This is a genomic window from Pontiella agarivorans (assembly GCF_034531395.1).
GTDB lineage: Bacteria > Verrucomicrobiota > Kiritimatiellia > Kiritimatiellales > Pontiellaceae > Pontiella > Pontiella agarivorans.
On record NZ_JARVCO010000002.1, the window covers coordinates 841,185 to 856,548 of the forward strand.

15 protein-coding genes and 1 riboswitch are annotated in these 15,364 nt (G+C 52.7%); of the genes, 11 read left to right on the forward strand and 4 right to left on the reverse strand.

Annotated features, from left to right (window positions below; translation table 11 throughout):
- Window positions 1–55 precede the first annotated feature (55 nt).
- From P9H32_RS03325 to metX, 4 genes are all read left to right on the forward strand, one after another.
- Window positions 56–211, forward strand: coding sequence for a small basic protein (locus P9H32_RS03325; RefSeq protein WP_322607446.1), 156 nt, complete (start codon window positions 56–58; stop codon window positions 209–211).
- Window positions 212–274: 63 nt separating this feature from the next.
- A complete protein-coding gene (locus P9H32_RS03330) occupies window positions 275–1,024 on the forward strand; it encodes a pseudouridine synthase (RefSeq protein WP_322607447.1) in 750 nt (249 codons plus the stop codon).
- Window positions 1,025–1,080: 56 nt separating this feature from the next.
- Window positions 1,081–1,186: riboswitch (SAM riboswitch) on the forward strand.
- Window positions 1,187–1,265: 79 nt separating this feature from the next.
- Window positions 1,266–2,531, forward strand: coding sequence for an O-acetylhomoserine aminocarboxypropyltransferase/cysteine synthase family protein (locus P9H32_RS03335; protein WP_322607448.1), 1,266 nt, complete (start codon window positions 1,266–1,268; stop codon window positions 2,529–2,531).
- A 51-nt stretch (window positions 2,532–2,582) separates the two neighbouring features.
- Entirely contained in the window at window positions 2,583–3,743 is a 1,161-nt protein-coding gene (metX, locus tag P9H32_RS03340) for a homoserine O-acetyltransferase MetX (protein ID WP_322607449.1), read from the forward strand.
- A gap of 2 nt (window positions 3,744–3,745) precedes the next feature.
- Here metX and P9H32_RS03345 read toward each other — a convergent pair whose 3' ends face one another.
- Genes P9H32_RS03345 through ectA form a run of 4 tightly spaced genes read right to left on the reverse strand, consistent with a single transcriptional unit; the run spans window position 3,746 to window position 7,425 of the window.
- Entirely contained in the window at window positions 3,746–5,143 is a 1,398-nt protein-coding gene (locus P9H32_RS03345) for a sodium/proline symporter (protein ID WP_348534456.1), read from the reverse strand.
- 27 nt (window positions 5,144–5,170) lie between these two features.
- Window positions 5,171–5,578, reverse strand: a complete 408-nt coding sequence (locus P9H32_RS03350; RefSeq protein ID WP_322607451.1) for an ectoine synthase — start codon at window positions 5,576–5,578, stop codon at window positions 5,171–5,173.
- A complete protein-coding gene (gene ectB, locus P9H32_RS03355; protein WP_322607452.1) occupies window positions 5,575–6,909 on the reverse strand; it encodes a diaminobutyrate--2-oxoglutarate transaminase in 1,335 nt (444 codons plus the stop codon). Before ectB ends, P9H32_RS03350 begins: the two co-directional genes overlap by 4 nt.
- Complete coding sequence (gene ectA / locus P9H32_RS03360) at window positions 6,910–7,425, reverse strand: diaminobutyrate acetyltransferase (protein ID WP_322607453.1); 516 nt, start codon at window positions 7,423–7,425, stop codon at window positions 6,910–6,912.
- Between the two features lie 219 nt (window positions 7,426–7,644).
- Between ectA and P9H32_RS03365 the strand changes: the two genes are divergently transcribed.
- The 7 genes from P9H32_RS03365 (at window position 7,645) to gtfA (ending at window position 15,306) form a co-directional block, all read left to right on the forward strand.
- Window positions 7,645–8,190: a MarR family winged helix-turn-helix transcriptional regulator gene (locus P9H32_RS03365; protein WP_322607454.1), complete on the forward strand. Its 546-nt coding sequence runs from the start codon at window positions 7,645–7,647 to the stop codon at window positions 8,188–8,190.
- A gap of 257 nt (window positions 8,191–8,447) precedes the next feature.
- The gene (locus P9H32_RS03370) at window positions 8,448–8,951 is read left to right on the forward strand and encodes a MarR family winged helix-turn-helix transcriptional regulator (protein ID WP_322607455.1); all 504 of its coding nucleotides are present in this window, start codon (window positions 8,448–8,450) and stop codon (window positions 8,949–8,951) included.
- Complete coding sequence (locus tag P9H32_RS03375; RefSeq protein WP_322607456.1) at window positions 8,948–9,817, forward strand: mechanosensitive ion channel family protein; 870 nt, start codon at window positions 8,948–8,950, stop codon at window positions 9,815–9,817. Before P9H32_RS03370 ends, P9H32_RS03375 begins: the two co-directional genes overlap by 4 nt.
- On the forward strand, window positions 9,814–10,662 hold the full coding sequence (ablB, locus tag P9H32_RS03380; protein WP_322607457.1) for a putative beta-lysine N-acetyltransferase: 849 nt from the start codon (window positions 9,814–9,816) through the stop codon (window positions 10,660–10,662). Before P9H32_RS03375 ends, ablB begins: the two co-directional genes overlap by 4 nt.
- 20 nt (window positions 10,663–10,682) lie before the next feature.
- The gene (locus tag P9H32_RS03385; RefSeq protein WP_322607458.1) at window positions 10,683–11,615 is read left to right on the forward strand and encodes a PfkB family carbohydrate kinase; all 933 of its coding nucleotides are present in this window, start codon (window positions 10,683–10,685) and stop codon (window positions 11,613–11,615) included.
- A gap of 56 nt (window positions 11,616–11,671) precedes the next feature.
- Window positions 11,672–13,858 (forward strand): HAD-IIB family hydrolase, encoded by a 2,187-nt coding sequence (locus P9H32_RS03390; protein WP_322607459.1) that lies wholly within the window; start codon window positions 11,672–11,674, stop codon window positions 13,856–13,858.
- A gap of 2 nt (window positions 13,859–13,860) precedes the next feature.
- Complete coding sequence (gene gtfA / locus P9H32_RS03395) at window positions 13,861–15,306, forward strand: sucrose phosphorylase (RefSeq protein ID WP_322607460.1); 1,446 nt, start codon at window positions 13,861–13,863, stop codon at window positions 15,304–15,306.
- The last annotated feature ends 58 nt before the right edge of the window (window positions 15,307–15,364 follow it).

Below are 15,364 nucleotides of genomic sequence, written 5' to 3' on the forward strand. Positions count from 1 at the left end.
TTAAGGGGTATCTTCCGCGATCATTTTTTGAGAAAACAACGACGGAGAGTTTATCATGTCCATGCACAGCAGCTTGAAAGGCGCGGCTAAAATCCGCACGAAACGTAATGTACTGAAGCGCTTTGAGCGCGTTGAAAAACTGAAATCTGAAGGCCGCTGGGCCGAAGGCGATCGCGCACACGGTCTGCCGAAGACCAAGCCGGAAGCTTAATTCAGCAGTTACGAGTTTGCAAAGCACTCCAGGCCCTGTGCCGGGAGTGCTTTTTTATTAAAAATGTCTGAAAAAGAATCCATCCGACTCCAGAAATATCTGGCCGACTGCGGTCTGGGCTCCCGCCGCTTCTGTGAAAAATTGATCAGCGCCGGCCGGGTTAAGGTAGACGGTGAAATTGTCACCGCGCTGGGCACCAAGGTGGTTCCCGGACGGCAGAGCGTCGTGTGCAACGGAAAACCTGTTGCGCAGGAGGCCTCGGTCACCCTGTTGCTCAATAAACCGCCGAAAGTGATCTGTACCTCGGACGATCCGCAGGGTCGGACCACTGTACTCGATCTGCTTGAGGATCTGCCGGAACGGGTTTATACCGTCGGCCGACTCGATTTCATGAGCGAAGGACTTATTGTGGTCACGAATGACGGTGATCTTGCTCATGCGCTGATGCATCCGCGCTACCATGTTCCGAAAGTCTATAGAGTCTGGATTGATACGCCGCTGGGCTACCACCAACGCCCGAAAATGATGCGCGGCATTCCCAATCAGGGCGAGACCCTGCGTGTGCTTGATATTGATGAAGGCAAGCACACCAAGCAGGGGGTTGAATACACCATAACGCTGGGTGAAGGCCGCAACCGCCATATCCGCCGCCTGATGGAGCATTTCAACAAAAAGGTTTTCCGGCTGCAGCGCGTTGCCATCGGACCGATTCGGCTCGATGACCTTAAAACCGGAGAATGGCGCCGTGCAAAACCGGCTGAGCTGAAGCTGCTTCGTATCGCCATCAAGGAAGCCAAAGGGCTGACAAAATAGCGCAAAGCCGCTTGACGGCGACAGATGATAAATAATACCGTATTTGTCATATATAAATTGCATTAAGAGCGACGTGAGGGAACTGGCCCGATGATCGTCCGGCAACCTGAAACGCATAAAGGTGCCAAGGCCAGGCTTTGCTGCGCAAAGCAACGATGTGTTCCAGTCTTTGGAAAAAAATCGGTGTCTTTCCGCAAAGTATTTCCCGCACGGCGTGAATATCAAACCGAAGGAGAGACCCATGAGTAAACTGGAAACCAAATGTCTTCACGCCGGATACGAATCCGTTGAAGGAAGCACCAAATCCCAGGCCGTTCCGCTGTACCGTACGGCATCCTACCGTTTCGACAGCACGGAACATGCAGCCAATCTGTTCACCCTTAAAGAACTGGGCAACATCTACACCCGCCTGATGAATCCCACGTCCGACATTCTCGAACAGCGCGTTGCCGCGCTGGAAGGCGGAGCAGCTGCCCTTGCACTGGCATCAGGTACCAGCGCGGTATTCTACAGCATCATCAACCTGGCTAAATCCGGGGATGAAATCGTATCGGCCAGCAATCTTTACGGCGGTACGTACACGCAGTTCAACGACATTCTTCCGGGCATGGGCATCAAGGTGAATTTTGTTGATCCGTCCGATCCGAAAAACTTTGAAGCCGCCATTAATGAAAAGACCAAAGCGGTCTTCTGCGAAACGATCGGTAACCCAGCGCTGGGTCTGACCGATATTCAGGGTATTGCCGATGTGGCCCACGCGCACGGGCTTCCGCTGATTGTTGATTCGACGTTTACCACGCCGGCTCTGCTGCGTCCGCTGGAACACGGGGCCGACATCGTAGTTCACTCGCTGACCAAATGGATGGGCGGCCATGGCACCGGTATCGGCGGCATTGTTGTCGACTCCGGAAAATTTGACTGGACCACCGGGAAACACCCGCTGCTGTCTGATCCGGAACCCAGTTACTGGAACGTCAGTTTCGCCAACGATCTCGGTGATCTGGCTCCCCTCGCCTACATTTTGCGCATGCGTCTGATTCCATTGCGCAACCTCGGTGCCTGCATTGCGCCGGATAACGCCTGGCTGGCGCTGCAGGGCATTGAAACGCTGGCGCTGCGCATGGAACGTCATTCCGAAAACGGCCGTGCTGTTGCAGAACACCTGAAGAACAGCGACAAGGTTGAATGGGTGAAATATGCCGGTGACGATAAGCTGGCCTCCAAATATCTTCCGGACGGTGCCGGCGGCATGGTGGTCTTTGAAATTAAGGGCGGCGAAGAGGCCGGCCGTAAATTCATCGAAGCGCTCGGTATGTTCTCGCACGTGGCCAATGTCGGTGACGCGCGCAGTCTGGCCATTCATCCGGCCAGCACGACGCACTCGCAGCTGAATGCCGAACAGCAGGCGGCCGGCGGCATTACGCCCGGACTGATCCGCCTGTCGGTGGGCATCGAAAATATCGACGATATTCTGGCCGACATCGACCAGGCTCTGGCACAGGCATAAGCCTGATGCAACATCGGCCGGCCCGGAGACGGGGCGGCCGAAAGGAATACCATGAACATCCGCACCCGGTTCTTTACCTACGGTGAAGATCCCGAATCCAGACTACGGCTGCACAACGGTACCGATTTCGGGCCCGTTACCCTCGCCTATGAAACCTTCGGCACGCTCAACGATGCTAAAGACAATGCCGTGCTGGTTTTTCATGCCCTTTCCGGATCGCAGCATCTTGCGGGTCATAATCCCGAAGTTCCGGGCGTGGGCGACCGCTGGGATCTTTCCTGCCAGACCGGTTGGTGGGCGGATTTTGTCGGTTCGGGCAAAGCGGTCGATACCGATGTTTTTTATGTAATCTGTGTGAATTATCTGGGCGGCTGTTACGGAACAACCGGACCTTCATCCGTAAATCCCGCAACAGGAAAACCGTATGGCGGCGATTTTCCGCATATTTCATTCGGCGATATTGTGGATTCGCAGCTGCCTCTGTTTGATGAATTGGGCATTACAAAATTCCATGCCGCAATCGGCTCATCGCTGGGCGGCATGATGGTATTGAACTTTGCCGCGCGCTATCCGGAAAAAGTGGATCGTGTAATTCCTGTTGCGACGGGCCTGGAATCAACCACCCTCACCCGCGTACACAATCTTGAACAGATTCTGGCTATTGAAAATGATCCGAATTTCTGCAACGGCCACTTTTATGACGGACCGCCGCCGCTGCGCGGTATGGCGCTCGCCCGTATGATTTCGCACAAAACCTTTGTTTCGTTGAAGCACATGGAAGCTCGGATGACGGACAGATGCGAACAGGAGCAGGATGAATTCTCCTGGTATAAAATTCGCACACCGCTGGAGTCCTATATTCTGCATCAGGGCCGAAAGTTTTTACGGCGTTTTGATGCCAATACCTACCTGCAGCTGATCTCGGCCTGGACCAACTTCAACCTGGCGCGCGATATGGGGTGTGCGGATTACCGAGATGTTTTTTCCAACTGCGGGCATCAGAACTATCTGGTATTCAGCATCGATTCCGACTGCTGCTTCTATCCCGAGGAACAGATTCACCTGCGCGACGCCCTGGTATCCGCCGGACTGAATGTTGATTTTGTTTCGGTATCATCGGACAAAGGTCACGATTCATTTCTGCTCGAGCCGGAACTGTATACTGAACCGATAAAAAATATGCTGAAAAAAGAAATACTGCAACCGGCCTGAGTTCACGTTTTCTGCGGCAGCAGCCGGGATGAAACCAGCAGAATCAGCAGCCCGGACAAAATACCCGGCATGCCTTCATAGATCATGTTATGCCATCCGGCCCAGCGCCAAAGAAGCGCAACGGCGAGCCCCGAAAGCATGGAAAATACGGCCGTTTTATGGCCGGGCTTTCCGCCGAAACAGAGATAAATCAGCAACGGGGCAAAAGCACTGGCGAGCCCGGACCACGCCATAATGACAAGGCTGAACACACTCTGTTTATTCAGCAGCGCCCAGCCCAGTGCAAACACCGTAATCAGAACCGTCGTCACTTTCAGAATCCACGTTTTCTCAATATTCTGCGGAAGCAGGTCATGGGTAACCGCCGAGGAACAGCTCAGCACCACGGAATCGGCCGTGGACATCGTTGCCGCAAAAACACCCGCGAGAATCAGACCGACCAGAAACGGCGGCAACAGCTCCTGCGCCATCATCGGCAGAGCCAGCTCGGCAAATGTTCCGGTGTCGGACAGATAAATCCGCGACAGCATGCCTACAGCTGTGGCGGCAGCATAAAATACGATAAACCAAAGATAATACCAGAATTTGGCACGCATCATTTTGGTTTTACAATCGAGCGTCATGAACCGCACCATGACATGCGGCTGACCGGCCACGGACAGTCCGGCAAAGCCCCAGCTTACGGCGAAAAGCAGACCGCCCAGCAATCCGGGCAGTATCAGCCCCTTGGGAAACCAGTCGAGAAAACCCTCCACCTGCCCCATCTGCTGAATGGCACCGGATACACCGCCGACCGATGTTGTTGCCACAAAAAGAAGCAGGCCCATGGCCAGAATCATTACAACGGACTGGGCCGCATCGGTCCAGATGGATGCCCGGATGCCGCCGGAAAAACAGTAGACGGCCACCAGCACAGCTCCGATGACCGCACCGGCCCACTCGGGCCAGCCGAACAGAACATGCAGGGCCTTGCTGCCGGCCACCAGCTGAGCACCGGCGTAGGCCAGCAAAAAGATCAAGGTCACGACACCGGCGATCCGTTGCAGCGCAACATTCCGACTTCCGTTCCAGGCGCTGAGCACCCCGGCATAACTGACTTCGCCGGTACGTTCGGTTGCCGCCCGCAAGCGGCGGTGAACCATCGTGGCAGCCGTCATATCGCCCAGAATCCAGCCGATCATCAGCCAGATCGAGGCCAATCCGGTTACATAGGTATAGCCGATGACCCCGATAAACATATAGCCGCTGTTGTTGGTTGCAACGGCGGAAAGCCCGACAAGCGATGGCGGGATTGAGCTGCTGGCCAGATAATAATCTTTTTTGGTTCCCCGGCTATGTAACACCGAACTGATACCGATGAGTGCAAATAAACTGAGAAACAAAAGAAATCCGAAAACCATCATACGCCAAATCCCCGCCCGCCGGTTCTATTCATCCACAACGGCTTCCGCTTCGAGCGAATAGGATCCGTCTTCGTGATGCACTTCTTTCCCATTCAGCGGCGGATTGAATACACAGGCCATTTGCATTTCCTCAAAAGCACGAAGCATATGATCATCGTTTTTATCGAGGATATAAATGGTCCCCGGCTCAATGGGATATTTTACGCCATCGCTGAGCGTTTCCACTTCCCCTCGTCCCGAGATGCAATACACCGATTCCAGATGCTTTTTATAGTGGAGATGAAAATCCGCATCCTTATAAATCGTTGTGATGTGGAAAGAAAACCCCATGCCGTCATCCTTGAGCAGCAGACGGGTGCTTTCCCAGTTTCCATCCGGCGAAACAATCCGGCGCGCGGAAGCATTGGCGTCCTTCAGGTTACGGACAATCATGCCTGAACCTCCGTTTTTTCTTCGTTTTTCTCGACGACAACATCGTCGAAATAATCATTTTCTTCCGGAATTTCATCCACACGCCGACACACCAGCCGAACGGCGTCCTCAAGAATATCAATTCCCCGCTTTAGATTTTCATCGGTAATAATCAAGGGGCAGAGCAGTTTAATCACCTGATCATCGGCGCCGCTCGTTTCAATGATCAGCCCCTGACGAAAGGCGGCATTGGTAATCTGCCCGGCAATATCACCGTTTACACAGTTAATCCCCTGGAACATACCGCGGCCACGGGTGGTAAAGTTGCCTTCCCCGTGTTCATCCACAATTTTATTCAGCCGTTCCTCAATATATTTACCTTTGCGCCGCACCTCTTTCTCGAAGCTATCGTCGCTCCAGAATTCGTCGATGGCGGCTTTGGCCGTAACAAACGCCATGTTGTTTCCGCGGAACGTACCGTTGTGCTCGCCCGGTTTCCAGTTATCGTATTTCGGTTTAATCAGCACTACAGCAAACGGAAGACCGTACCCGCTGAGCGATTTGGACAGCGTAACGATATCGGGTTTGATCCCCGCTTCTTCGAAACTGAAGAAGTTTCCGGACCGGCCGTTTCCGGCCTGAATGTCGTCCACAATCAACAGCATATCATGTTTTCTGCACACGGCTTCCAGGTTGCGCAGCCACTCCGCCGTACAGGCATTAATGCCGCCTTCCCCCTGAATGCATTCCACAATAGCCGCCGCCGGTTTATCGATGCCGCTGCTCGAATCGGAAAGTACTTTGTCCATGTATTCAATCGTATCGAGGTCATCCCCCATATAGCCGTCGTACGGCATCCGGCTGCTGCCCGCAAGCGTCAGCCCGGCCGCTCCGCGATGATGCGAGTTTCCGGTGCAGGCCAGTGATCCCATGCTGACGCCGTGAAATCCGTTGGTGAACGAAATAATGTTGCTGCGGCCGGTATAGCTCCGCGCCGCTTTCAACGCGGCCTCCACAGCATTCGTTCCGGTCGGCCCGGTAAACATCACCATGTAATCGAGCTCCCGCGGCTGCAGAATTTTTTCCTGGAAGGTTTCCAGAAACTCGCGTTTGGCTTCGGTATGCAGGTCCAGGCTGTGCGAGATACCGTCGTTGGCAATATATTCCAACAGCTTTTCTTTGAATACCGGATGGTTGTGGCCGTAGTTCAGAGAACCGGCACCCGCCAGAAAATCGAGATATTCATTACCATCGGTGTCATAAACATACTCCCCTTTTGCACGTTCGAAAATGCGGGGGAAATTTCGAGCATAGCTCTGAACTTCTGATTCTATTTCGTCGAAGATCTTCATCTATTTTTCCTCGCTTTGTTTTTGGGTTATCGGCCCGATACGCCACAGCTCTTCTGATTCGTGGGCCCCTTCAAAATGGGTATTGCGGTCAAACCCGGCCGAAACGTTTACCGGAACCTCAAGTACAGCGGCCAATTTAGTGAATACCGCTTGCGAGGCTCCGTTCGACGGGGTAATGGTGGTTTCCAGAAACCGGACATTCCGGCAGGCCGGGCGTTCCAGCAGCGCAATCAGCATCCGGCCGGCCAATCCCTGCCCTCGTGCCGATTCCGCCACCGCAACCTGCCAGACAAACAGGGTGTCGGGACGGTCCGGAATCAGATAGCCGCTGATAAAGCCGACCAGATTCCCCTGCTCTTTGGCGCAGATCGCTGTTTCATTAAAGTGGGAACACTGCAGCAGGTTGCAGTATGCCGAGTTCGGGTCCAGCGGCGGACATGCCGCAACCAGCCGGTGCAATGCATACCCGTCGGTTGAAACCGGTGGGTAAAAGTCAATTTTTGTTGTTTTCTGCAAGATACCTCTCTTTGCAATGGGTCGCGGTTGCTTTAGAATGAAATGCGTTTCAACTGAAATGTATTGATATGGATATTGGTTTTTATGTTTGGGCTTTTGAGAGCCTCTCTGATCCGGGGAAGTGCAAGCACCGTAGAAAAGGATGTACTTGCATGCAAACTATTTCGTGGTAGAAATATTCGTCCACATATCTTATCAGGTATAAAGAAAGAGCTCATCATGACGAAACAAAATAATATTACGCCGGAACAACGGACCGCTTTTTTTGAAACCTACGGCATTCGTGTGCTGAAATCGCTGCGCCGTATTATCCGGGCGGTTGACATTCACTCCAAAAAACTGAGCCATGAACACAAAATCACGGCACCGCAGATGATCTGTCTGTACAGTCTTCAGAAAAACGGCCCGATGACCCAATCCGCACTGGCACAGGATGTCGATCTTGGAATGAGCACGGTGAACGGCATTATTGACCGCCTGCATGCCAAAGGCTGGATCCAGCGCGAGCGCGACAAAGTGGATCGCCGTAAAGTTTTCCTCGAATTAACCGAAAGCGGAACCGCACAGGCTAATGAAGCCCCTGCTCTGCTGCAGGACAAACTCTCTGAAGCCCTGCAGGCTTTGCCCGAACTGGAGCAGGCCGCCATTGCATTATCGCTCGAACGCATCGTTGAGCTGATGGGCGTAGGCCATCTGGAAGCCTCGAGCAACCTGATCCCCACAGAACAGATTCCGGAAAACCCTTCCTCCTCGTCTCCGGCTTAAGTCCTGAAAAATGAAATATTGCATATTATCCGGATAAAAAATTAAAAACATTACCCTTAAGAACGTAAAAATAAGCCTTCCATCCCGCATTGCTCGTTCAGTTTTCGGATAAATTCCGGTATTTTATATCGAACGCTAATTCTTCCAGAGCAAAATAGAGTTAAAATACGGAAAAATCATAATAATCCCTTGCGCTCCTAATATTTCGTGTTAGAAACAATTCATCACGAATTATTCTTACTGAAGCGAAGGATTGCATGATTTTTTCAGAATCCAGAGGTCAGACCGAGGGGCAATACCTTTACCTTGAACGTGTGCGAAAGGCCCTGCGGAAGATCAGCCACGCGGAAGATGTCTATTCAAAAAAACTGGATCGGGAATTCGGGGTCACCCTTTCGCAGCTCATTTGTCTGTATACACTGCATCAGCATGGGCGGCTGACGCTTGCCGAACTGGCGAACGATGTTCACCTCGGGCCCAGTACGGTTCACGGAATTGTGAAACGGCTGCAGCGCAAAGGATGGGTGCAGCAGTATCCGGACGCACTCGATCAGCGGAAACGCTATCTGCAACTGACCGAAACCGGACGCCATTTTGCAGAAAAATCCATTCACCTGCTTGCCCGGAACTTTTCGGAGGCGCTTCATGCGCTTTCGCCGTTGGAACAAACCACGCTTATGGCATCACTTAATCTGATGGCCCGACAGGTCGGTTCCGAAATCCCGCTCCTGATCACACCGGAAAAAGGTCCCGCATCATGAACCTTAAACTCTATTATCTCATCACCATACTGCTGATCACGCCCGGCCTGGTCTGGTTGAGCATCAGAAAACTTAAAGTCCTGCAGGCGGAGCGCGAAGAACGGCTGAAAAATCAGGATCATGCCGGACCGGTTCCCTCGCCCAAATCCCAGAAGTCGATTCGAAGACAGCAGATTAAACGGATGGAAAACCGTTTCAGCATTACGCGCTGGACCATGGTTTTGACGATTTTCATGGCCGGAGCAATTTTTGCAGCGGCGCCGTTTATCCGGAAGGTTTCGCCTACGTTCCTTCCGGTGATTATGGGGGTCGTTTCCGTCATTATCGGTATTGCGGCCAAACCTTTCATTGAAAATATGATCTGCGGGCTGGTGCTGTGCCACAGCAAACTGGCCCGAATCGGTGATGTTACCCTGGTGGATGATGCCTACGGGGTGATCGAAGACGTCACGCTGACGCACAGCATTATCAAACGCTGGGATTCCCTGCGATACGTGGTGCCCAACAGCTCCATGATGACCAAGGAATTTGTCAATTATTCGCTGCACGACAATGACCGCTGGGTGATTGTTGAATTCTGGATCGATTATCAATCCGATATTTCAGAGGTGGAGCAAATCGCCATCGAAACACCGAAAAAAAGCCGCTATTTCGCCGATAAAGAAGAACCCGGCTTCTGGGTCATCGATACGGAAAAGGCGGGCGTGAAATGCATGATCACTGCTTGGGCCACCTCACCTTCCGAAGGTTGGATGCTGGGGCACGATATCCGCAAATCTCTTTTGGTTAAACTGAAAGAACACGGCATTACAACCCATGCGCATCGGCTCAGAACGGAACCTCAACCACAGGAGAAAACGGCATGACCGACCACATTGAAACCATTCAGGGCGCAACGGTTCAGCATGGCCCGAAAAGCGGCCGTGTATTCATGAAGGAACTGGGTCAGGCCGATCCGGCCCGGCTGATTCCCAAACTGGCGGAACTGGCTGTACGCAACAACTACCCTAAAGTTTTTGTAAAAGTTCCTGCATCGGAATCCCGCACATTCTATCGAAGCGATTACCGAAAAGAAGCGGCCATCCCGGATTTCTATGACGGAGAGGAAGATGCCGTATTCCTATCAAACCTTTCAGGATCCCTCCCCCGCGAAGAGCCCGGCCAGAACCAGCTCGATGAAATTATGATAACGGCGCGCGAATACCAGAACAGCGGGCTGGCCCATCCTCTGCCCCAAGGCGCAGTGATCCGCAAATGCTGCGGCGAAGATGTCCCTGCCATGGCCCGCATGTATCGCATGCTGTTGCCGGCCTATCCATTTGCCGTGCACGATATCGACTATCTGCTGCAATCCATGGCTGATGAAAGTCACTACTACCGTGTTGAAATCCGGAATGAACCTGTTGCCTTGGCTGCCGCAGTGGTTGATACGGAAACCGGCAGCGCTGAAATGACTCATTTTGTCACCCATCCCGACTGGCGCAAAAACGGCCTGTCCGCCCGGCTGATCCAGACGATGGAAAATGCGATGAGGCATTTTGATATTCAGACGGTTTACGCCATGGCGAGGGCCTCATCGGCGGGCATCAACATCGCCTTTGCCCGGCTGGGCTATTCATACGGCGGACGACTGATTAATAAAACACGGATTTCCGGCCATACGGAAAGCATGAATGTCTGGCACAGAAATCTGCAGTTCACCCCTTCATAACCAGCCGACGGAGGCGTCCCATGATTGGAAAAAGAAAATGGAAAATACCCGGAACCGGGAAACAGATATTCGGTATGGGGCCGGGCACCGAAGCATCGACTGAACGCGCGCTCGTGATCGGCGAAGCCATGATACAGAATCTGCTGACTGGTCGCACACCGCAGAGTTCGCCTCTGCAGGTTGCCCGGCAGCTGCAGGAACTGAATATTTCAACACAGTTTGTTACCCGGGTCGGCGACGATGATGACGGGCACATCATTTTAAGTCATATCGATCAAAACGGTCTGGATACCTTCCATATACAGCGTGACCGCACTCATCCGACCGCCAGCATTGAAACCGACAACGCCCGTGATGGCGAAGGATATAATCAGCCGGTTGTTCCCCGGGCCGCTTTTGATTTTATTGAATTCGACTCCTTCATTCCTTTTGCACAGTCCGAATCGCTGCTGATTTATTTTGATTCGCTGATCCAGCGGAACCATGCATCCCGCAAACGGTTTCATCAGTTCCTCGAACAGATTCCGGAAACCGCCATCTGCACATACGACATGAATCTGTATCCGGAATGCTGCAAACGTGAACTCATCATTCCGTCGCTCCAACGGGCGGACCTGCTGATTCTTTCCGAAGATGAACTGACTGTAATCGGCGAACTGATGGGGGCGCCGCCGGGGATTGATTATCTCGCTCAGTCAATTATGGATATTTTTGAAATTACGCAGATCGCGATCACACGCGGGACAGCAGGCAGCATTCTGTATACCCCGCAGGGTTGCTACAGTCAGCGGCCGACGCGTTTCGGCCGCAGTACCAATATTGATTCCGGTCAGGCCGCAGCCACATTCGCCGCCATGATTTCGGACTGTTTTCTTAAACAGGTCCCGCCGAAAAAATCGGTTAAACGCGCCACAAAGCGCGCTGAAAATTACCGCGCGCCGTTATCCCCCTGAACACCGCTCATTAAGCCGTATTCATAGAACGATCATATCATAGAGAAAGCAGTCAGATGACGAACGAAAAACTATACATACAGATGTTCAGCCTGCACGGACTGATCCGCAGCTCCAATCTGGAAATGGGCCGCGACGCCGACACCGGCGGACAGATTAAATATGTCCTCGAAGAAGGCCTTGAACTTTCCCGGCAGCCCGAAGTGGAACGGGTCGATCTGTTCACCCGGCAGATTCGGGATAAAACGGTGTCGGAGGATTACAGCATTTCCATTGAACAGGTCACGGATACGTTCCGCATTGTGCGCATCCCCTGCGGCGGCGGAAAATACCACCGGAAAGAACTGCTCTGGCGCTACCTCGATGAGTATATCGACAAAACCGTTCAGTTTATCAAACGCGAAGGCCGCATGCCCGACGTCGTACACGGTCATTATGCGGATGCCGGTTATGTTGCCATGTGGCTCAGCCGTCTCTTCGGCGTACCGTTCATTTTCACCGGGCATTCGCTGGGCCGTTCCAAAAAACAGAAACTGCTCAGCGACGGAATGACCGAAGAAAAAATCAACCGAAAATATATGATTTCCCAGCGGATCGATGCGGAGGAAGAGGTGTTGAAATCCGCTGAACTGATCATCACCAGTACCCGTCAGGAAGTGGACGAGCAATACGGACAGTACACCTATCAGCACGGCCCCGAATACCGCGTCATACCGCCGGGGATCGATCTGGAAAAATTTTATCCGTATTACCACGATCAATTCGAAGAAAATGAACCGGATATCGAAGCCCGGTATGCACGCGCCTCGCTTCTCCGGGAACTCGAACGCTTTTTCAAAGCAAAGGATAAACCGCTTGTTCTGGCGCTCTGCCGTCCCGACAAACGCAAAAATATATCCGGTCTGATTGAAGCCTTCGGTGCGGACAGGGAGCTGCAGGCCATGGCCAACCTCGCCATCTATGCCGGCATTCGTAAAGACATCACCATTATGGAGGACAACGAACAGGGTGTGCTGACCGATATGCTGCTATTGATGGACAAGTATGATTTGTATGGAAAAATGGCGATTCCGAAGAAGCATGATTTTGACCTGGAAGTTCCGGAACTCTACCGGATCGCAGCCGCCAGCAACGGTGTATTTGTGAACGCCGCCCTCACGGAACCCTTCGGTCTCACGTTGCTTGAAGGCGCCGCCACTGGTCTCCCGCTGGTGGCTACCGACGACGGCGGACCGCGCGATATTCTGGCAAACTGTAAAAACGGGCTGCTCGTCGATCCGACCGATTCCGACGCCATTGCAAAATCGATTAAATCCATCATTTCCGATCCCGACGTGTGGGAGAATTATTCCAAAAACGGTATTCTGAATATCCGCAACCACTACACCTGGGAAAGTCACGCCCGGCAGTACATCAAAGAAATCTCGGGCGTCATCGAAAAAAACAAACCTGCGGAAACCGCCGCACCGGCCACGCCTTCAGCCATCGGGCGGCGGTTTGCCGAATTGAATCATTTTCTGATTACCGATATCGATAATACCCTGATCGGCGATGACAACAGCCGGCTGCCGGAGCTGATTGATTTTCTTCGGAACTGTCACGGCCGTATCGGCTTCGGCATCGCCACCGGGCGTACCATTGAATCGGCCACTGAAATTCTGGCGGAACACGGCATTCCGCAGCCGGATATCATGATCACATCGGTGGGAGCGGAAATTTATTACGGAGCCGAACAGCATGCCGACCAGGGCTGGAAAGCACATATTTCCAACCATTGGAACCGGGAAAAAATACGGCAGTTGCTCCGTCCGCTGGATTTTCTGGAATATCAGGAAGAGGATACCCAGCGGCCGCACAAGGTCAGTTATAATATGGATCCCGGCAAGGACCGCCTGACCCGGATTCATGATCTGCTTCAGAAAAACCGCTGCCGCTATACCCTGATCTATTCACACGAACAGTTTCTCGACATCCTCCCGCATCGGGCATCGAAAGGAAAATCCATCCGCTACCTCAGCTATAAATGGCACATCCCGCTTGCGAATATTCTGGTGGCCGGCGATTCCGGTAATGATGCCGAAATGCTGCGCGGCGATACCGCCGGTGTGGTGGTCGGAAACTACAGCGCCGAACTCGAAGCCTTTAAGGGAAAACGTAAAATTTATTTTGCAGATGCCGACTGCGCCGGCGGAATTCTCGAGGGCATTGCGCACTACAACCTCCAAAACAGTATTGAGGCATAAACATGAATCTGCAGAATAAAGTACAACTCATCACCTATCCCGACAGCCTGGGCGGAAATCTGCTGACCCTGCATTACTGTCTGCGTAAATATTTCGCCGACGCCATCGGCGGCGTGCACATTCTGCCGTTCTATCCCTCGTCCGCTGATCGCGGTTTTGCCCCGATCAACTATGCGGAGGTGGATGAACAGTTTGGAACCTGGGAGGATATTGAAAAAATCGGAGCCGATTTTGACCTGATGATCGATTTTATGGTCAACCACATTTCCCGCCAGTCCGCTGCGTTCCAGGATTATCTTGAACTGGGTCCGGAATCAGAATTTGCGGATCTGTTTTTAAGCTTCCAGAAATTCGGACCCGAAGGGATCAGCGATGAAGATCTGGCCAAAGTATATACCCGGAAACCACGGCCGCCCTACCTGGAAATTCAGCGGCCGGACGGCAGCAATGAGCGAATCTGGTGCACCTTTGATTATGAACAGATCGATCTGGACTGGAGTACACAGTTAACCCGGACCCTGATGCGTAATGAACTGATCCGGCTGTCACGAACCAACGCAAAAATGATTCGGCTTGATGCTTTTGCCTACACGACCGTGGAGATCGGCACCGACTGTTTTTTCCGGGAGCCGGCGGTGTGGGAACTGCTGAACTGGCTCAAAGACTGCGTTGAGCCGTTCGGCACCGATGTGCTTCCCGAAGTCCATGAGCATTACAATTATCAGCTTAAACTTCAGGAAAAGGGCTATTGGTGTTACGATTTTGCGCTTCCCATGCTGATGCTTCATGCACTTTACCATCACACCGGAAAGCGCCTGATCAAGTGGCTGCAGACCTGCCCGACCAAACAGTTTACTACGCTCGATACCCACGACGGTATCGGAATTGTGGATGTGCAGGATCTGCTCAGTCCGGAGGAAATCGATTCTACGGTTGAGGGTCTTTATGAAAAAGGGTCCAACGCCAAAAAAGTCTACTCGGGCCCTGAATACCAGAATCTCGATCTTTATCAGATCAACTGCACCTATTATTCCGCGCTTAACCACGACGACGATGCCTACATCGCCGCCCGGGCCATCCAGTTTTTCGCCCCCGGAATTCCGCAGGTTTATTATGTCGGCCTGCTGGCCGGCGAAAATGATACCGATCTGGTCGAACAGACCCGCAACGGCCGCGACATCAACCGGCATAATTACAGCATTGAAGAAATCAGTCAGCAGGTCAGTCGTCCGGTTGTTCAGCGCCTGCTCAAACTGATGGAATTCCGCAACACGCACCCCGCGTTTGACGGCCCGCTGTTTATTCCCGAAACACCGGACGATCGTCTGGAGATGGTCCGAAAAAACGGTATTCACAGCGCAACGCTTTCGGTCGACCTCAGAACGCATGCGGCAGAACTTACTCACAGCGGAGCCGGGCCGGCCGGCGAAGAAAGGATGACGATCTGACACCGCCGAAGCTCCCGTGAGCGATATCGTTTTTATGAAGAACACAAACATGGAGGTA